At 68.9% G+C, this 17,699-nt stretch carries 16 protein-coding genes and 3 tRNA genes; 13 read left to right on the plus strand and 6 right to left on the minus strand.

Annotated elements, in window-relative coordinates:
• Positions 1-113: 113 nt before the first annotated feature.
• Positions 114-1,688, plus strand: a complete 1,575-nt coding sequence (gene cimA / locus IMZ11_RS14035) for a citramalate synthase (protein ID WP_061255057.1) — start codon at positions 114-116, stop codon at positions 1,686-1,688.
• A 74-nt stretch (positions 1,689-1,762) separates the two neighbouring features.
• On the opposite strand, the gene IMZ11_RS14040 is transcribed toward cimA, so the two are convergent.
• Together IMZ11_RS14040 and IMZ11_RS14045 are read right to left on the minus strand one after the other, a co-directional pair.
• Positions 1,763-3,433, minus strand: a complete 1,671-nt coding sequence (locus IMZ11_RS14040) for a heparinase II/III family protein (protein WP_228641481.1) — start codon at positions 3,431-3,433, stop codon at positions 1,763-1,765.
• Between the two features lie 198 nt (positions 3,434-3,631).
• Entirely contained in the window at positions 3,632-4,759 is a 1,128-nt protein-coding gene (locus IMZ11_RS14045) for an MFS transporter (protein ID WP_228641483.1), read from the minus strand.
• Positions 4,760-5,003: 244 nt separating this feature from the next.
• On the opposite strand from IMZ11_RS14045, the gene IMZ11_RS14050 reads away from it, so the two are divergent.
• Together IMZ11_RS14050 and IMZ11_RS14055 are read left to right on the plus strand one after the other, a co-directional pair.
• Positions 5,004-5,588 (plus strand): HD domain-containing protein, encoded by a 585-nt coding sequence (locus tag IMZ11_RS14050; protein ID WP_228641486.1) that lies wholly within the window; start codon positions 5,004-5,006, stop codon positions 5,586-5,588.
• A gap of 37 nt (positions 5,589-5,625) precedes the next feature.
• Positions 5,626-5,970 (plus strand): VOC family protein, encoded by a 345-nt coding sequence (locus IMZ11_RS14055; RefSeq protein ID WP_228641488.1) that lies wholly within the window; start codon positions 5,626-5,628, stop codon positions 5,968-5,970.
• 19 nt (positions 5,971-5,989) lie between these two features.
• Here IMZ11_RS14055 and IMZ11_RS14060 read toward each other — a convergent pair whose 3' ends face one another.
• Entirely contained in the window at positions 5,990-6,367 is a 378-nt protein-coding gene (locus IMZ11_RS14060; protein ID WP_061255055.1) for an antibiotic biosynthesis monooxygenase, read from the minus strand.
• Between the two features lie 189 nt (positions 6,368-6,556).
• Between IMZ11_RS14060 and IMZ11_RS14065 the strand changes: the two genes are divergently transcribed.
• The 3 genes from IMZ11_RS14065 to IMZ11_RS14075 are packed head-to-tail and all read left to right on the plus strand — an operon-like array spanning position 6,557 to position 8,947.
• Positions 6,557-7,327: a fumarylacetoacetate hydrolase family protein gene (locus IMZ11_RS14065; protein ID WP_228641490.1), complete on the plus strand. Its 771-nt coding sequence runs from the start codon at positions 6,557-6,559 to the stop codon at positions 7,325-7,327.
• Positions 7,320-8,690: a glutamate--tRNA ligase gene (gene gltX, locus IMZ11_RS14070; protein ID WP_228641492.1), complete on the plus strand. Its 1,371-nt coding sequence runs from the start codon at positions 7,320-7,322 to the stop codon at positions 8,688-8,690. The genes IMZ11_RS14065 and gltX overlap by 8 nt, the downstream gene beginning before the upstream one ends.
• Positions 8,691-8,704: 14 nt before the next feature.
• Entirely contained in the window at positions 8,705-8,947 is a 243-nt protein-coding gene (locus IMZ11_RS14075; protein WP_228641494.1) for a hypothetical protein, read from the plus strand.
• Here the strand turns inward: IMZ11_RS14075 and IMZ11_RS14080 are convergent.
• Positions 8,925-10,907 carry a M3 family metallopeptidase gene (locus IMZ11_RS14080; RefSeq protein WP_228641496.1) on the minus strand — a complete coding sequence of 661 codons (1,983 nt, stop codon included), beginning with the start codon at positions 10,905-10,907 and terminating at the stop codon, positions 8,925-8,927. The two genes, IMZ11_RS14075 and IMZ11_RS14080, sit on opposite strands and share 23 nt — an antisense overlap.
• A 168-nt stretch (positions 10,908-11,075) precedes the next feature.
• Between IMZ11_RS14080 and IMZ11_RS14085 the strand changes: the two genes are divergently transcribed.
• The 4 genes from IMZ11_RS14085 (at position 11,076) to IMZ11_RS14100 (ending at position 12,284) form a co-directional block, all read left to right on the plus strand.
• Positions 11,076-11,147 (plus strand) — tRNA-Gln (locus tag IMZ11_RS14085).
• Between the two features lie 64 nt (positions 11,148-11,211).
• Positions 11,212-11,287, plus strand: a tRNA-Glu gene (locus tag IMZ11_RS14090).
• 12 nt (positions 11,288-11,299) lie between these two features.
• Positions 11,300-11,372: transfer RNA gene (locus IMZ11_RS14095), tRNA-Glu, on the plus strand.
• A gap of 411 nt (positions 11,373-11,783) precedes the next feature.
• Complete coding sequence (locus tag IMZ11_RS14100; RefSeq protein ID WP_228641498.1) at positions 11,784-12,284, plus strand: PaaI family thioesterase; 501 nt, start codon at positions 11,784-11,786, stop codon at positions 12,282-12,284.
• 113 nt (positions 12,285-12,397) lie between these two features.
• Here IMZ11_RS14100 and IMZ11_RS14105 read toward each other — a convergent pair whose 3' ends face one another.
• Both IMZ11_RS14105 and IMZ11_RS14110 read right to left on the minus strand, forming a co-directional pair.
• On the minus strand, positions 12,398-14,098 hold the full coding sequence (locus IMZ11_RS14105) for a hypothetical protein (RefSeq protein WP_228641500.1): 1,701 nt from the start codon (positions 14,096-14,098) through the stop codon (positions 12,398-12,400).
• A 36-nt stretch (positions 14,099-14,134) separates the two neighbouring features.
• Positions 14,135-14,851 (minus strand): IclR family transcriptional regulator, encoded by a 717-nt coding sequence (locus tag IMZ11_RS14110; protein WP_061255050.1) that lies wholly within the window; start codon positions 14,849-14,851, stop codon positions 14,135-14,137.
• 137 nt (positions 14,852-14,988) lie between these two features.
• Here IMZ11_RS14110 and leuC point away from each other — a divergent pair, with 137 nt between their 5' ends.
• The 3 genes from leuC (at position 14,989) to IMZ11_RS14125 (ending at position 17,573) form a co-directional block, all read left to right on the plus strand.
• Complete coding sequence (gene leuC, locus IMZ11_RS14115) at positions 14,989-16,377, plus strand: 3-isopropylmalate dehydratase large subunit (protein ID WP_228641502.1); 1,389 nt, start codon at positions 14,989-14,991, stop codon at positions 16,375-16,377.
• A 23-nt stretch (positions 16,378-16,400) separates the two neighbouring features.
• On the plus strand, positions 16,401-16,988 hold the full coding sequence (gene leuD / locus IMZ11_RS14120) for a 3-isopropylmalate dehydratase small subunit (RefSeq protein ID WP_228641504.1): 588 nt from the start codon (positions 16,401-16,403) through the stop codon (positions 16,986-16,988).
• Positions 16,989-17,276: 288 nt separating this feature from the next.
• Positions 17,277-17,573 (plus strand): HU family DNA-binding protein, encoded by a 297-nt coding sequence (locus tag IMZ11_RS14125; RefSeq protein WP_061255047.1) that lies wholly within the window; start codon positions 17,277-17,279, stop codon positions 17,571-17,573.
• Positions 17,574-17,699 lie beyond the last annotated feature (126 nt).

Raw genomic sequence — 17,699 nt, forward strand, 5'->3', positions numbered from 1 at the left:
CGCCAGCGCGCAGACCTCTCACGTCCGTGAGGGGTCTTTTGTGTTTTCCGGCACAGCGATAGAGCGGAAGACCGCGCGCGGCGAGGAACACCCCGCGAAGGAGATAGCAAGAAATGGCCGATGACCGCTTCCACGTGTACGACACCACGCTGCGTGACGGAGCCCAGCAGGAAGGCCTGAACCTCACGGTCGCCGACAAGCTGGCCATCGCCCGTCAGCTGGACGGCCTCGGCGTCGGCTTCATCGAGGGCGGCTGGCCGGGCGCCAACCCCAAGGACACCGAATTCTTCCGGCGGGCTCAAACAGAGCTCGACCTGAAGCACGCGCAACTCGCCGCGTTCGGCGCGACCCGCCGAGCCGGAGTGAAGGCCGCCGACGACCCGCTGGTGGCCGCACTGCGCGAATCCGGCGCGCCCGTCGTGACCCTTGTCGCCAAGAGTCACGACAGGCACGTGGAGCTGGCTCTCCGCACGACTCTCCAGGAGAACCTCGCGATGATCCGCGACACGGTCTCTCACCTGCGTGCGGAGGGCCAGCGCGTCTTCCTCGACGCCGAGCACTTCTTCGACGGCTACGCGTCCAACCCGGCCTACGCCCTGGAAGTCCTCCGGACCGCCGCCGAAGCCGGGGCGTCGGTCATCGCGCTGTGCGACACCAACGGCGGCATGCTTCCCGACGAGCTGGCCGACGTGGTCCACGCCGCCGCGTCCACCGGAGCACGGGTCGGCATCCACTGCCACGACGACACCGGCTGCGCCGTCGCCAACACCCTCGCCGCCGTCAAGGCCGGTGCCACCCATGTGCAGGGCTGCGCCAACGGGTACGGCGAGCGCTCCGGCAACGCCAACCTGTTCACGGTCGTGGCGAACCTCCAGCTCAAGAAGGGGTTCGACCTCGTACCCGCGCAGTCTCTCCGGGAGATGACCCGCATCGCGCACGCGATCACCGAGGTCACCAACGTCACGCCGAACTCGCACCAGCCGTACGTCGGCACGTCCGCGTTCGCGCACAAGGCGGGGCTGCACGCCTCGGCCATCAAGATCGACCCGAACCTCTACCAGCACATCGACCCGGCCCAGGTCGGCAACGACATGCGCATGCTCGTCTCCGACATGGCCGGCCGGGCATCCGTCGAGCTCAAGGGCAAGGAGCTCGGGTACGACCTGTCCTCGGATCAGTCCCGCCAGCTCGTCGAGCGCGTCAAGGAACTGGAGTCCCGCGGTCACACGTTCGAGGCCGCCGACGCGTCCTTCGAGCTGCTCCTGCGTGACACCGTCGCGGGTGAGCGCAGGCGCCACTTCTCCGTCGAGTCCTGGCGGGTCATCGTCGAGCGGCGCCCGTCCGGCGAGGTCGCGAGCGAGGCCACGGTCAAGCTGCACGCCAAGGGCGAGCGCATCGTCGCCACCGGCGAGGGCAACGGTCCCGTCAACGCTCTCGACAAGGCGGTACGGCTCGCGCTGGAGAAGCTCTACCCCGAGTTGGCCGGCGTCGAGCTCATCGACTTCAAGGTCCGCATCCTGGAGGGCACCCACGGCACCGACGCCATCACCCGGGTGCTCATCACCTCCAGCGACGCCACCGCCGACTGGTCCACCGTCGGCGTCGCCGAGAACATCGTCGAGGCGTCCTGGCAGGCCCTGGAGCAGGCCGTCACGTACGGCCTCCTCCGCGCCGGATACAGCGCCTGATCGCCGCGCCGTCGGCACGGCGGGCCGGGCGCCGTCGATCCCTTCGCTGACCCCGTCGTCGTGAGACGGCGGGGTCAGACGAGGTCGGAGCCGGAGATCTTGAAGGTGGCCGGGCCGTCGGAGGTGTGGACGATCACGGTACGGCCTGAGCAGGTCACGTCGGGCTTGGCCGTACCGGGCACGATGATCGTCAGCAGTGACGAGGCCGCGGGGGAGACCATCACCGGAGCGGGAGCCTTCTGCATGTAGGCCGGGGAGATCCACCCCTGGTAGGGGTTGGTCTGGCCGCGGACCACCTTCTGGCCGCCGATCGGCTTGCACGAGGGCATGGAGAGCTGCACCAGCGTCGCCCGCCACGAGCCGTCGCCGACGACGACGCTGCCCCCGGCGTTCGAGACGACCTTCAAGGACGGGTCGATGTGCCACAGGTTGCGGACCTTGCCGCCGGCCGTGTCGAGCACCGCCATGACGTCCTGGTCATGGTTCACGAGCACCGCTCTGGTACGGCTGACGCCGTACGCCTTGTCGGTGAGGGTGAACGACTGCCGGTCCTTGCCCACGGAGCGGCGGGCGAGCGACGACGGCGTGCGGCCGCGGAACCTCTTCCCCACGACCACCGGGACGTTGTGCGCCTCCGGCGTCATCGTCCAGCGCCGGTACGGGGTGTTCTCGTAGGAGTGGAACCCCGCTTCGGTGAGCACGTTGCGGCCCTGCGCGTAGTAGGTCACGCCCAGGTGGTCCTCGTGGCCGTGGTACTTCATCCCCGGCCCGAACCTGATCGAGTAGTACGCCGACTGCGGGTCGCCCCACGCCGTACGGCCGAAGACGTAACCGGCCTTGAAGACCTGCACCGTCTCGGAGGAGTGGGTGAACCCCGCCGGCTGGATGTTCGGCGGCCCGTCCCCGAGCGGCACCATGTAGCCGTTGGGCTGCGTGGCCGCGGTGATGTGCTTGGGCAGGCCGTCCCATCGCCTGGCGAGGTCGTCGGGCACCTTGAGGTCGCAGTCCTTGATGGTGTCCGTCGCGACCCTGAGCCGGTCGTGCACGTAGATGGCGTACCGCGGGGCCTGCTCCCTGAGTGAGCCCTCGGAGTCGATGTCGAGCTTCATCGACTTCACCATGCGGCTCAGGGCGAGGTCCTTCCAGCGCTTCTGGTTGTAGCGGCAGCCGATCCGCAGCAGGCCGATGTCCTGGTCGAGCCCGTGGTTGTGCCCGATCTTGTAGAAGCGCGGGTCGGCCAGCACCTTCGCGTGCACGGCCAGGCTGTCCTTCAGCCAGGCGTCGGAGACGTACCTGCTCAGGCAGACCAGCGCCGGGGCGCGCAGCGCGGTCGGGTGGTCCATCCAGGCGTACTTGTTGGTGGTCCGCCCGCCGTAGGGGTTCTTCTCGACCCAGTCCTTGGCGATCTCGATCGCGCGGTTGAGATACGCCTGCTTGCCGGTGGCCTCGTAGTCGGCCACCAGGCGTCCCATCCAGCGCAACGACTGGAAGACCATCTGCCAGGACCGGCTCTTGTACGGGTCGAGCGACCAGTTGACCTTGGCCCCCACCTTGACGGCAGGACGGTCGAGGAACGACAGTTCACCGTTCATGACGTCGTCGGAGGTCGGTGTCGCCGGGAGCCAGTCTCCCTGGCATTCCGGCGTGCGTGTGGGCGCCTGAGCGGCCGCTGCGGGTACGGCCGGCCCGCCACTGGCGAGGGCCAGCGCGGCGATGAGGCCAAGAGCGTGAGTGCGGGGGCGCACGCCAGTTCCTTCCGACCACAGGTGAGGGGGATTGATCATGCTGGCCGAATAGTAATGATTCGGTCAAGCCGCAGGTGACATCGTTAGCAGGATTTGACGTCCCTCCCCGGGTGGAGGGAACCCGACCGCCGCTCCTCGGCCGGTCGAGCGAGCCCGCCGTCGTGGCCTCGCCCGGTCACTGCGCGACCGGGAGACGACCTAAGCGGCCAGACGCGCCTTCAGCATGAAGGGCACCGCCAAGAACGCCGCGCCGGCGGTGAGGAACGCCGCTGGTCCGACAGCGTCGGCGACACCGCCCACCAAGGTGACCATGCCCGGGACGGCGGGCTGAGCGATCCCCCACGACGACCCCTGGAAGGCGAACCAGCGAGGACGCTCGACTTCGGGAGCCGCATCGGCGACCAGAGCTTGCCAGCGGCCCAGCAGGACCCCGTTCACGGCTGTCCATGCCAGATAAGCCCCGATGGTCAACGGGAGATTCTCCACGCGGGCCATAGTCAGGGCGATCAGTCCGAGCAGGACGGCCCCGCCCGCCAGAACCAGGCCGTGAGGGCGTGGGGTGAGCAGTCGCCGCGTCGCCCACAAGGTCAAGGGAGCGAGGGCGGCCGCTCCGGTGAGAGCGGCACCTGGGAGCCAGGCGGGTGCGCCGCGCTGCAAGAGCACCAGGGGCATGAACATCACCACCGCCAGGTAACCGACGGCGAAGGCGGTGCTCGCCAACGTGAACCGCAGCAGCAGAGTCGACGGTCTCCAGCGCTTCCTGTCCTGTCTGGAAACCGGTCGCTCCCCGTCCCCGCGGGGAAGGAAGAACAGAGCCACCGCGGCGGCCGCCAGGCAGGTGGCAGCGTCGACGACCAACAGCCATCGCACCCCCAGCGGGAGCAGGGCCGCGGCGATCAGTCCGCCGATCGCTCCCGCGGCCACCAGCGAGCTGCCCAACAGCCCGTACAGCTCCTGGCGCTGATCATCCTCGGTGACCTGGGCCACCAGCTCCTGGGCCGCCGGTTCGTAGATCTCGAACGCCAGGCCCACCAGAGCGACGGCGATCAACACCTGAGGGGGAGTCCGCGCAGCCGACAGGGCGACCAACGACAGACCTGTCGCGCCGAGCCCCAGCGCCACCACGATCCGAGGCGGCAGCCGATCGAGGACGAAAGCCCCGGCCCAGCGTGAGAGCAGGGCCGTGACGCCGAAGAGCGCCAAAGCGGCCGACGCGAGGCCGGGACCGGCGAACACCGCCAGGAAGGCGAGCGCGTACGCGCCCATCTGGTTCAGTATCCGCACCCACAACAACGCCTTGGCCGCCCCGGGCATCGAAACGAACACCCCTCGCACCTCCGTCAGGCCCGCGCGGCACCACCGTCGCGAACCTCGAGCGAACAGACCAGGCGTCATCGTTTCAGGCGGCACCGACAACAACGCGCAGGTGAAGCGAGCACCTCGCACACTGACGGACCTCGCTCATTCGATGCATGGACCGGACGGGCGCCGTGTCCGCGATACGCCCATGCGGAACGCGTCGGCCAGGTCGGTCTCGGTCTCACGCGGGACCGGTGGTGGAATCCACGTCATGAGGACGATGCCCGAAACCCCCGCCGCCCGTACCGCGCTCGACGTCGCCGCGAGGTTCTGCTCGCCCGCGTTGCTCAACCACTCCGTCCGCGCCTACCTCTGGGCCGTCTCGTACGGCGAAGCGCACGGCATCCCGTACGACGACGAGCTGCTCTGCGTCTCCGCGTTGTTGCACGACATCGGGTTGACGGCGGCCTTCGACAGCCACACGACGCCGTTCGAGGAGGCGGGGGGAAACCTCGCCTGGGTGTTCGCCCGAGCCTCGGGTTGGCCGGAGGAGCGGGCGCGGCGGGCGGCCGAGATCATCGTGCAGCACATGCGTGATGACGTCTCACCCTCGGTCGACCCGGAGTCCCACCTGTTGCAGGTGTCCACGAGCTGGGACGTCTCGGGGCGGCGGCCGGAGGAGTTCGCTCCGGAGCTGCGGACGCGTGTTCTCGGCCGGTATCCCCGCCTCGGGTTCGGCCCGGAGTTCCGTTGCCTGTTCGAGGAGCAGGCGCGGCGCAAGCCGCTCAGTGCGGCGGCGGAAACGGTCAGGGATGGGATAGCGGGGCGAATTGCCGCTAACCCGCTGGATGCTTGACCTTCTCCCGGGAATGACTCGCGGAAAGGAGGCAGCGATGATCAAAGGCGCGCACTGGCTCATGTACAGCCGTGATCCGGACGCCGACCGGGCCTTCCTCCGTGACGTGCTCGGCCTCGCGAACGTCGACGGGGGCAGCGGCTGGCTCATCTTCCGGTTGCCACCCGCCGAGCTGGGGGTGCATCCCACGGGCGAGCGGCCGATGTTCGATCTCTATCTGATGTGCGACCGGATCACGGAGACGGTCGGCGAGCTGACCGCGAAGGGGGTGACGTTCACCCGGGAGGTCGGGGACGAGGGCTACGGCCTGGTCACCAGCTTCCGCCTCCCGGGCGGAGCCGAGATCGGCCTCTACGAGCCCCGTCACCCGACCGCCATCTGACGTACGGCGAACGACCAGGTCAGCTGTGCTTCGGGGTGGCGCTCTGCACGACTTCGAAGGACCACAGCTCGGCGCCGGAGGCGGCCGGTCCCTGACCGTGGCCGTGACCCTGCTGCGGGGCCTGCCCGTGTCCGTGACCCTGCTGGCCGGCCTCCGCGGCCGCCTGGGCATGGCCCGCCTGGAAGGCGCGGCTCTCCTGCCAGCGCTGGAAGTCCTCCTCGCTACGCCACCGGGTGTAGACCATGTAGCGGTCCGTGCCCTCGACCGGCCGCAGCAGTTCGAACCATTCGAATCCGTCGGCCGTCTCCACCATCCCGGCGCGGTTGGCGAAGCGCTTCTCCAACTCGTCGCGCATCTCCGCGCTCACCGTCAATACGTTGATCTTCACGACCGACACTGCGGGCTCCTCTGGTGAGTGAATTCCGACATGGCCACACTACGAGTCGCCCAGGTCGCCCCCCGGACGCGCCACGGCGGTTCGCCCGCCGCGGTTGTACGGCGGGCATGGAGAGGGGCGGACGCGCCCGTCCCCCGCCACCGCTCCCGCCGGGCCGACCTTGCCGGTCAGGGCACTAGCCTTGTGACCGTGCGTATCGCGAGGTTCTCCAAAGGCGACGGTGTCGCGTTCGGTGTGGTGGAAGAGGGCGAACAGGTCGTCGCCAGGATCGACGGTCATCCCTTCGGCGGGGTCGAGCTCACCGGCGAGAGATATCCGCTCGCGGAGGTCAGGATCGTCGCGCCGATGCTGCCCAGCAAGGTCGTGGCGATCGGTAAGAACTACGCCGAGCACGCACGCGAGATGGGCGGCGAGGCCCCCGGGGAACCGCTCATCTTCCTCAAGCCGAGCACCTCGGTGATCGGTCCCGGGGAGGCCATCGCCTACCCCGGCAAGCTGTCGCAGCAGGTCGACTACGAGGGCGAGCTGGCCGTGGTCATCGGGCGGCTCTGCCGGGACGTGCCGGTCGAGCGCGCGCGTGAGGTGATCTTCGGCTACACGTGCGCCAACGACGTCACCGCCCGCGACCTGCAGAAGCAGGACGGCCAGTGGACCAGGGCCAAGGGCTTCGACACGTTCTGCCCGCTGGGCCCGTGGATCGAGACCGACCTGGACCCGGACGACCTCGCCCTCACGACCAGCGTGAACGGCGAGCTCAAGCAGAGCGCGCGCACGTCGCTCCTGCTGCATGACATCCCGACGCTCATCGCGTATGTGAGCTCGGTCATGACGCTCCTGCCCGGCGACATCATCCTGACCGGCACACCCGCCGGTGTCGGGCCCATGTCCGTCGGTGACGAGGTCAGCGTCGGCATCGAAGGAATCGGAACTCTCACCAACCGGGTGATCTCTCGTGACTGACCTGCGTGTCCGCTTCGCGCCCTCGCCGACCGGCATGTTCCATGTCGGCGGCGCCCGTTCCGCGCTCTACAACTGGGCGCTCGCCGAGCAGTCCGGGGGCACCTTCGTGCTCCGCATCGAGGACACCGACGCCGCGCGCAACCGGCCGGAGTGGACCGAGGGCATCATCTCGGCGCTCGCCTGGATCGGCATCCACGGCGACTCGCCGTTCTTCGAGGGCCCCTACTTCCAGTCCGCCTACGAGGCCCAGCACCGCGAGGCGGCGGCGACGCTGCTCAAGGACGGCAAGGCCTACCACTGCACCTGTACGCGTGACGACGTGAAGGCCAGGACGGGCTCCGAGCACCAGGGCTACGACGGCTTCTGCCGGGATCGCGGTCTGACGGAGGGCGCGGTCAGGTTCCGCACCCCCGACGAGGGCGTGACCGTGGTGGACGACCTGGTCCGCGGGCGGGTCGAGTTCCCGAACGCCGCCATGGAGGACTTCGTCGTCGTGCGCGGCGACGGGTCGCCGCTGTTCATCCTCGCCAACGTGATCGACGACGTCGAGATGCGGATCTCCCATGTCGTACGCGCGGAGGAGCACCTGTCGAACACCCCCAAGCAGCAGCTGCTGTGGGAGGCGCTGGGGGTCACGCCGCCGATCTGGGCGCACGTCCCGGTCATCGTCAACGAGAAGCGGCAGAAGCTGTCCAAGCGGCGCGACAAGGTGGCCCTGGAGTCCTACCGGGACGAGGGCTATCTCGCCGAGGCGATGGTCAACTACCTCATGCTGCTCGGCTGGGGACCCGGCGACGACCGGGAGATCATGCCCTGGTCGGAGATGATGCCGCTGTTCCGGCTCGAGGACGTCAACCCGTCCCCGGCGTTCTTCGACGAGAAGAAGCTGCGCGCCTTCAACGGCGAGTACATCCGGGCGCTGCCCCTCGACGTCTTCATCGAGCGGTGCGAGCCCTGGCTCGACCCGAGCTGGGACCGGGGCACGTTCGCCAGGCTCGCCGGGCTCGCGCAGACCCGCGTGGCGGTGCTGTCCGAGATCACGGCGAATGTGGACTTCCTCTTCCTGGACGTCCCGGTTCACGACCAGGCGTCGTGGGACAAGGCGATGAAGCCGGGCGCGGCCGAGATCCTCGCCGGGTATGCCGAGCGTCTGCAGGACGTCAGCTGGGACCCCGAGTCGCTCAAGACCGCACTTGAGGAGGTCGGGGCCGCGCACGGGCTCAAGCTGGGCAAGGCCCAGGCGCCGATCCGGGTCGCGATCACCGGTCGCACGGTCGGTCTCCCGCTGTTCGAGTCGATCGAGGTCCTCGGCCGCGAGCGGTCCCTCGAAAGGCTGCGTGCGGCTCTCGCGAAGCTCTCCTGAACCCGGTCGGCCATGTGGCCGACCATGCCGTCAGCGACATCGTGAGGGCCAGCGAGAGGGTCGCCCCGGCGGCCGTCGCCGGCCACACGCCGGTGACGCCCAGCGAGGAGGAGCTCGGCAGCGAGGCGAGGGGCAGTTGGACCGCGAAACCCGCCAGCGTGGCGACGAGCGGTCCGCTGCCCCTTCCGCTCGCGACGTGGCAGGTCCGCGAGCCCCCGCGTGATCAGGACGGTGTCAGAGGAGACCGCGCCGGGTGAGGAGCGGCTCGATCCGCGGATCGCGCCCCCGGAAGTCGCGGAACGCCGTCAGCGCGTCCACGCTCCCACCCTTGGACAGCAGCCGCTGCCGGAACCGGTCGCCGTTCTCCCTGCGCAGGCCGCCGTTCTCCTTGAACCACTCGACCGTGTCCGCGTCGAGGACCTCGCTCCAGATGTAGGAGTAGTAACCCGCGCTGTAGCCGCTCGACCAGATGTGCGCGAAGTAGGTGCTGCGGTAGCGCGGCGGCACCGCGGGCAGGTCCACGCCCGCGTTCCGCAGGGCCTCGGCCTCGAACGCCTCGGCGTCGCCGCCGGTGTAGGCGGTGTGCCAGGCCCAGTCCAGCAGGGTCGCGGCCAGGTACTCGACCGTCGCGAAGCCCTGGTTGAACTTCTGCGACTCCAGCATCCGGTCCACGAGCTCCCGCGGCATGGGCTCGCCGGTCTCGTAGTGCTTGGCGTAGTTGGCGAGGATCTCCGGGTCGGTCGCCCACATCTCGTTGACCTGCGAGGGGTACTCGACGAAGTCCCTCGGCACCGCCGTACCGGAGAACCGGGGGAAGCGGACGTCGGAGAACAGGCCGTGCAGGGCGTGCCCGAACTCGTGGAACATCGTGTTGACCTCGTCGAAGGTCAGCAGGGTCGGCTCACCCTTGACGATGTTGAGGTTGTTCACCACGACGGGCCGGGTGCCTTCGAGGGCCGACTGCTTGACCAGGTGGTTCATCCACGCTCCGCCGCGCTTGGAAGCACGGGCGAAGAAGTCGCCGAGGAACAGGCCCAGGGGCGAACCGTCCTCGTTGAACACCTCGAAGACGCGGACATCGGGGTGATATCCCTGCAGGTCCTCCCGCTCGCGGAAGGTGATCCCGTACAACCGCTGCGCCGCGTAGAACACGCCGCGCGACAGGACGCTGTTCAGTTCGAAATAGGGGCGCATCTGGGCGCTGTCGATGTCGTACCGCGCCTTGCATACCTTCTCGGCGTAGAAGGACCAGTCCCACGGCTGGATCGCGTGTCCGGCGATCTCCTCGAGGTCGCTCTGCTCCTTGCGGGCGTTGGCCACGGCGGGCGGGACGAGCCGGTCGAGCATCTCGGCGACCGCCTGGGTGGTCCCGGCCGTCTGGTCCGCCAGGACGTACTCGGCGTGGTTCGTGTACCCGAGCAGCCTGGCCCGCTCCTCGCGCAGCCGCGCGATGCGGGTGATCAGTTCGGCGTTGTCGGCTCCGCGTCCGGTGGACGCCTTGTGGATCCGCTCGCGCAGCGCCCGGTGGGTGAGCTCGGCGAGCGCGGGCTGGCCGGTGGGCAGGACGAGGGTGATGAGGTATCCCGCGTCCAGGCCGCGCTCCCTGGCCGTCTCGTGGAGGCCCTGGACGGCGTCCGGCGACAGGCCCTCGAGCTCGGCGACGTCGTCGACGGTGATCGCCCGCGCGTTGGTGTCGGCGAGCAGGTTCTGCTGGAACGTGGTCGCCAGCGTGGACAGTTCCTCGTTGAGCTCCCTGAGCCGTGCCTGGTCCTCTTCACCGAGTACGGCTCCCGCCCGCGTGAAGTCGGTGAGATAGCGGTCGAGGAGCCACTGCTCGGCCTCGTCCGCGGCCTGGACGGCCCGGATGCGGGCGAACAGCCGGGCGTTCAGATGGATCGCGTCGCTGTGCTTGGACAGCTTGGGCGTGACGTCCTTCTGGATCTCCTGGACGCCCGGTGTGGTGTCGGAGGAGGCCTGGTTGAAGAAGACCGTCGACACCCGGTCGAGCAGCCCGCCGGAACGCTCCAGAGCCTCGATGGTGTTCTCGAAGGTCGGCGGCTCGGGATCGTCCGCGATCACTGCGATCTCGGCGAGATGCTCGGCCATCCCCTGCTCGAACGCCGGCGCGTAGTGCTCCTCCGTGATCTCGTGGAACGGAGGCAGTCGGTACGGCAGGGAACTGGGGCTCAGAAACGGGTTGGCCGCCGCCTGGGTCATCGGGGGCTGCTCCTCACTGCTGCTGTGTGCTGATGGCTCTTCTCAGACTCGCACAAGGAGGCGCCTGACCTTTGTTGAGGAGCCACGCCGCAATCGTTTTGGTAGTGGGCTCCAAGCTGGGCTATTCTTTCGGAGTCGCGAGCGAGCCCCAAGGGGCGAGCGAGACGATGGGGTATGGTGTAATTGGCAGCACGACTGATTCTGGTTCAGTTAGTCTAGGTTCGAGTCCTGGTACCCCAGCTGCATCCCTCTCGGGGAGATGCTACGGATTCGGGTTCCCCCCGGTTCCGATCACAGTGTGTATGGTCCCGTCGTCTAGTGGCCCAGGACGCCGCCCTCTCAAGGCGGTAGCGGCGGTTCGAATCCGCTCGGGACTACCACACACACTGCGAGGTCCCGTCGTCTAGTGGCCTAGGACGCCGCCCTCTCAAGGCGGTAACGGCGGTTCGAATCCGCTCGGGACTACTTTTTCTCACCCTCGGAACATCGGTTCCGAGGGTTTTTTCATGTGATGAATCCCTCACGCGGATCGCCGTACGGGCATTGATGGGGGAGCGTCGCTATCCAGCGATTGGAGAGTGTCACTATCTAGCGCGGGCATGTGGATCTTCGCGTCGCCCGGCCGAGCCGGACGTCCGATCCGTCGACCGCGGCCGGAGAGGGCCGGTGGGCGGCGGAACGGTGACGTCATGAGCGGAACGGCCACTCCGGCTCGCGTGACCGCCGACGTTCGCGCCGGCCCCGACGGCTTCCACTCCTTGGGAAGGGGCTGCCGGGGCCCGGGCGGAGCTTCGCCGAGCCGGTGGCGAGTGTGGTCGGGTTCGACCGGCGTCCGCGACTTGCGCCGGACGCCATCTGAGTTCCAAAATCATACTCATGATGTCGACACTGCGCTCGCGCACGCACAGCTGGGCTCCCGCCACTCTGCCGGGGGAGGTCGCGGAGCTGAGCGGGCTCGAATTCCTCCAGGCCATGCTCAACGGTGTGATCGCCGCTCCGCCGATCGCCGGCACCTTGGGCTTCACGATGCTGAAGGTCGAGCCGGGAGTCGCGATCTTCGAGGGGGAGACGGGCGAGCACCAGTACAACCCGATGGGTTCCGTGCACGGGGGCTATTTCGCGACCCTGCTCGACTCGGCGCTCGGGTGTGCGGTCATGACCATGTTGCCCGCCGGTGTGGGATACACCACGACCCAGTTGAACGTGCACATGGTGCGTCCGGCCTTCGCGCACACCGGCGCCCTGCGATGCGAGGCGAAAGCCGTACACGTGGGCAGGACGGTCGCGACGGCCGAGGCGCGCCTCGTCGGGGCGGACGACGACAAGTTGTACGCGCACGGCACCACGACCTGTGCCGTCTTCTCGATGCGCCGGTAGCTCCAGGCGACGATCGCGCCCTTCCGCACGGAACAACGGAACAGGGGACACGCCCGGTCGGGCGTGTCCCCTGTGAGTTCCGGTGACGAGCGTGCCGCGTCCGCCGGACGTTCTCAGCGGCGCGATCGGGCCTTGAAGAGCGCCCGTTTGGCCGCCTTACCCACCTGCTTGTCCGGATGGGCGTCGCCGACCGCCTCGAGCAGCTCCTCCAGGTGCGGGTGAGGAACCTTCCAGATCACGTCGAGCAGGCCGATGATCTGCTGGGCGGGGCCGATGTCGTGCAGGCTGCTGACGAACTCCGCCCGGCCGAGCCCGGCCGAGATCGTCCACATGTCGAGAATGAGCCAGTGCGTGTCGGCCTGAGTGGGCTCCGGCGCGTCCTCGACGTCGAGCTGGGTCAGGTGCGTCGCCGCGTACGGCCGGAGGGAGGGCTCCTCGAGCGCCTCGGTCCAGGCGGGTACGGCCACCTCGCCGAGGGCCCCGACCAGGCTGGCCGCCTGGACCCGGACCAGGGCGTCGGCCTCGTCCTCCGCGGCGGCGGCGAGCAGTTCGGTGGCCGCCCGGGCGGGGTCGCGCAGGCCGAGCCACGCGGCGAACTCGGCGTCCGCCTCCTCCTCGGGCAGGTCGGCGCTCAGCGACAGCAGGTCGATCGCGGTCATCGCGTCGATGGCGGGCCGGGCGTCGATGTCGATGTCCGCGTCGTCCACGAGGTGGACCACGCCTTCGGTGCCGAGGGGCGTGAGGCGTACCTCGTCGCCTTCCACGGTGACCATGCCGTAGCCGGTCAGCCACGCGATCACAGGCGCGAGCGGGTCGCCGGCGGCGGCCCACGCGTCAGGGCCGAGGTCGTCGTACTCGGTCGCCGCCTCGGCCAGCTCCTCGCGCAGCTCGGTGATCGAGCGCGAGCCGCCGTTGATCAGGACCCGGACCAGGAGCGCCCGGGTCAGCCCGGACAGCGCCAGCGTCAGATCGTCGTCGTCCAACTCGGGGTCGCCGTAGTCGACCGAGTGGAGACCGAGCATCCAGGCGTCGAGGACGTCCTCGTCGTCCTCGAACGGCCAGGCGGCGGTGTCGGCGTCGACGCTGACCGTGTCGTCCCCGTCCGGGGCGATGAACTCCAGGTCGATGGCGAGGTTCCAGAGGTTCCAGAGGGACTGCGCGTCGCTCAGGCCGACGGTGCGCACCGCCTCCTTGACCTCCTCCTCGGTGAGAAGGGTCTCCGCGCCGACCTTGCGGCCGGAGCCCACCCACCCCGCGAGATCGCGGGCCTGCGTGATGAGCGGGACCGCGCGAGCCGCCGCCGCGAGCTCGGAGTCCGGACGCAACCGGATCGTGGGGAGGTCGGCGATCTCGTCGGCGAAGGGCTCGAAGTCGCCGAGGCTCTCGTCCTCGTCGTCCTCGAACTCGTCCTCCTCCTCGTCCCAGTCGCGCTCGGCGATGGCGTCCTCCATCGTCTCGACGAAGTCGTCCTCGATCTCGTCGAGCTCGGCGAGGAGGGTGTCGAGCGAGGCGGAGCCCTGCACCAGCCGACCCGTCTCGGACAGGAACGTCAGATAGGACCGCAGGGCGGGGACCATGCCGTCGGCGGCCTCGTCGGGATCCTCGACGACCTGCGGGATGCGTTCCAGCAGGATGGTGCGCAGGTCGCCCGCCTTCCACAACCCCGCGTCGTCACGGGCATCCAGGCGATGCCACAGAACGGCCGGGCCCACCAGGTCGGGATCGCTGCCGGGAGCGTTGGCGGGAGCCCAGAGGATGAACTCCTGGAGCAGTGGACGCAGTTCAGCGGCGGCTGCCTCAATGCGGTCTGTCACCCCGCCAGCCTAGGGCTAACCGGGCATGCTCTCTAATCAGTTAGCGCGCCGCATCGCCTCGGTGATCCGTTCGGCGGCGGCCACGACGGGGGCGGCGTGCATGCGGCCCGGCGTGCGGGTGAGCCGCTCGATCGGCCCGGAGACGGACACCGCCGCGATTACCTTGCCGCCCGCGCCCCGGATGGGCGCGGAGACGCTCGCCACTCCCTGCTCGCGTTCGCCGACGCTGTGCGCCCATCCCCTCCTGCGTACGCTCGCGAGCGTGGCGGCGGTGAACTTCGCGCCGCGCAGGCCGCGGTGGAGCCGGTCGGGCTCCTCCCAGGCGAGCAGGATCTGCGCGGCCGATCCGGCGATCATAGGCAGCGCGGAGCCGACGGGAACGGTGTCGCGCAGGCCGCTCGCGCGCTCCGCGGCCGCGACGCAGACCCGCTCGTCACCCTGGCGCCGGTAGAGCTGCGCGCTCTCCCCGGTGAGATCACGGAGGTGGGTCAGGACCGGGCCGGCGACGGCGAGCAGCCGGTCCTCGCCGGCGGCCGTGGACAACTCCGACAGCCGGGGGCCCAGGACGAAGCGACCCTGGGTGTCGCGGGAGACGATGCGGTGGTGCTCAAGCGCGACGGCCAACCGGTGGGCCGTCGGCCGGGCGAGGCCGGTCGCCTGGACGAGCTGGGCCAGGGAAGCAGGCCCCGCTTCCAGGGCGTTGAGTACGAGAACGGCCTTGTCGAGCACTCCGACTCCGCTAGAGTTGTCCATACCCCGATACTGCCGTCTCGCGATCCGAGACGCAAACACAATGGTCCGGATTAGCAGCTAGAGTTGTCCATATCCCGATATTTCCGTCTCATGATGAGAGACGTCGGGAGGTCGAAACGCAAGGAGGCGTCACAACCATGGGTCGCACACTGGCCGAGAAAGTCTGGGAGCAGCACGTCGTGCGTCGCGCCGACGGCGAGCCGGACCTGCTGTACATCGATCTCCACCTCGTCCACGAGGTGACCAGCCCGCAGGCGTTCGACGGCCTGCGTCTCGCCGGCCGGCCGGTCCGGCGGCCCGACCTCACCATCGCGACCGAGGACCACAACGTCCCGACCGTACTCGGCCCCATCTCCGACCCGGTGTCGCGCACCCAGGTCGAGACGCTGCGCAAGAACGCCGCCGAGTTCGGCGTCCGGCTGCACCCCATGGGCGACGCCGGTCAGGGCGTGGTGCACATCATCGGCCCGCAGTTCGGCCTGACGCAGCCCGGCATGACGATCGTCTGCGGTGACTCGCACACGTCCACGCACGGCGCCTTCGGCGGCATCGCGTTCGGCATCGGCACCTCCGAGGTGGAGCACGTGCTGGCCACCCAGACGCTGCCCGCCTACCGGCCCAAGACCATGGCCATCGAGGTCAAGGGCGACCTGCCGGTCGGGGTCACCGCCAAGGACCTGATCCTCGCCATCATCGCCAAGATCGGCACCGGCGGCGGCCAGGGGTACATCGTGGAGTACCGCGGCGAGGCCATCCGCAACCTCTCCATGGAGGGCCGGATGACCGTGTGCAACATGTCGATCGAGGCGGGCGCCCGCGCCGGCATGATCGCGCCGGACGAGACCACGTTCGCCTACCTCAAGGGCCGTCCCCACGCGCCGTCCGGCACCGCCTGGGACGAGGCCGTCGAGTACTGGAAGAGCCTGCGCACCGACGACGACGCCGAGTTCGACCGGGTCGTGGAGATCGACGCCGCGACGCTGACGCCGTTCGTCACCTGGGGCACGAACCCGGGCCAGGGCGCTCCGCTTGGCTCCGCCGTACCCGCGCCGGAGCAGTTCACCGACCCGATCGACCGGTCGGCCGCCGAGCGCGCCCTGGAGTACATGGGCCTGAGCGCCGGAACCCCGCTGAACGAGATCCAGGTGGACACCGTCTTCGTCGGGTCCTGCACCAACGGCCGGCTGGAGGACCTGCGCGCCGCCGCCGGCATCCTGCGCGGCCGCAAGGTCGTCACCCGCACGCTGATCGTGCCCGGCTCGATGCTGGTCAAGAAGGCCGCCGAGGAGGAGGGCCTGGACCAGGTGTTCAAGGACGCCGGGGCCGAGTGGCGCGAGGCGGGCTGTTCCATGTGCCTCGGCATGAACCCCGACACGCTGAAGCCGGGCGAGCGCAGCGCCTCCACCTCCAACCGCAACTTCGAGGGCCGTCAGGGCAAGGGGGGCCGCACCCACCTGGTGTCCCCGCAGGTCGCCGCCGCGACCGCCGTCACCGGCAAGCTGACCGCTCCCGCAGACCTGGCCTAGGCCCTGTTCAAGGAAGAACACCGATGGATGCCTTCACCACGCACACCGGCAGGGCCGTCCCCCTGCGCCGCAGCAACGTCGACACCGACCAGATCATCCCGGCCGTCTGGCTCAAGCAGGTCAGCCGTACCGGCTTCGAGAACGGGTTGTTCTCCGCATGGCGTGAGGACCCGTCCTTCATCCTGAACAACCCGGCCTACGAGGGCGCCTCGATCCTGCTCTCGGGTCCGGACTTCGGCACCGGCTCCTCGCGCGAGCACGCCGTATGGGCCCTGCAGCAGTACGGCTTCCGCGTCGTGATCGCGGCCCGTTTCGGCGACATCTTCCGCAACAACTCCACGAAGATGGGCCTGCTCCCGGTCATCCTCCCCGCCGACGTCGTCGAGGGGCTGCAGGCGGCGGCCGAGGCGGACCCGGCCGTCGAGATCACGGTCGACCTGGCCGAGCGCGAGGTCAGGATGGGATCCGACGCCTGGTCGTTCGAGATCGACGACTACACGCGCTGGCGGCTGATGGAGGGCCTGGACGACATCGGGCTGACCCTGCGTCACGCCGACGACATCGCGGTGTACGAGAATGGACGGCAGCCATGGCTGCCGACCACTGTCTGAACGAGTTTCAGCTAGAAGACGATCGCCTGGCGCGGGGGTTGCGCGATGCGCACCGCCGCGTCAGGGCGCTGGACGTGTCTCTCGAAGAGCGGACCCGCCTTACGCACAGACTGCTTGCTATCTGTAACGTGGCAAAGCAGGACATAGAGCATGCAACCGCCCGGCTTGATGCCTTCATCGCCTATCTGGACGGCACATCCGACACACGGAGTGGGCGAAACACAGCGCCTGGTGATTGAGTCCCATGCACGCGTCCCCTAATTTCAAGCGCGTAAGGGGGAGGAACCAATGAACAAGAAGGAACTCGTCGACGCGATCACGGACCGCGTCGGTGACAAGAAGACGGCCACCGAGGCGGTCAATGCGATTCTCGACGCCATCCAGCATGCCGTCGCGAGTGGGGACAAGGTCTCTATCACCGGGTTCGGCGCCTTTGAGATGGTCCACAAGCCTGCCCGCACGGCTCGGAACCCTTCGACCGGTGCACCGATCAAGGTTGAGGAGAGCTGGGGGCCCAAGTTCCGCCCCGGAAACGACTTCAAGGAGCTCGTCAACGCCGGCGGCAAGAAGTCTTCCAAGAAGTAGCGGCGGTCTCGACCGAGGACGGCGTCCGGATCATCCGGGCGCCGTCCTGCTTTTCCCGGCCCGTCGTGCCGGAGGCGCGGCGCTCAAGCACAGAGGGGCACGAGTCGCCTCAAGGCCGGTCGAGGT

Source organism: Microtetraspora sp. AC03309 (assembly GCF_020826795.1).
Classification (GTDB): domain Bacteria; phylum Actinomycetota; class Actinomycetes; order Streptosporangiales; family Streptosporangiaceae; genus Microtetraspora; species Microtetraspora glauca.

Bases quoted from the DNA above. Each gene is read 5' to 3' on its own strand.
- cimA (WP_061255057.1), top strand. From the start codon at position 114: ATGGCCGATGACCGCTTCCACGTGTACGACACCACGCTGCGTGACGGA.
- IMZ11_RS14050 (WP_228641486.1), top strand. From the start codon at position 5,004: ATGAGGACGATGCCCGAAACCCCCGCCGCCCGTACCGCGCTCGACGTC.
- IMZ11_RS14055 (WP_228641488.1), top strand. From the start codon at position 5,626: ATGATCAAAGGCGCGCACTGGCTCATGTACAGCCGTGATCCGGACGCC.
- IMZ11_RS14080 (WP_228641496.1), bottom strand. From the start codon at position 10,907: ATGACCCAGGCGGCGGCCAACCCGTTTCTGAGCCCCAGTTCCCTGCCG.
- IMZ11_RS14100 (WP_228641498.1), top strand. From the start codon at position 11,784: ATGATGTCGACACTGCGCTCGCGCACGCACAGCTGGGCTCCCGCCACT.
- IMZ11_RS14110 (WP_061255050.1), bottom strand. From the start codon at position 14,851: ATGGACAACTCTAGCGGAGTCGGAGTGCTCGACAAGGCCGTTCTCGTA.
- leuC (WP_228641502.1), top strand. From the start codon at position 14,989: ATGGGTCGCACACTGGCCGAGAAAGTCTGGGAGCAGCACGTCGTGCGT.
- leuD (WP_228641504.1), top strand. From the start codon at position 16,401: ATGGATGCCTTCACCACGCACACCGGCAGGGCCGTCCCCCTGCGCCGC.
- IMZ11_RS14125 (WP_061255047.1), top strand. From the start codon at position 17,277: ATGAACAAGAAGGAACTCGTCGACGCGATCACGGACCGCGTCGGTGAC.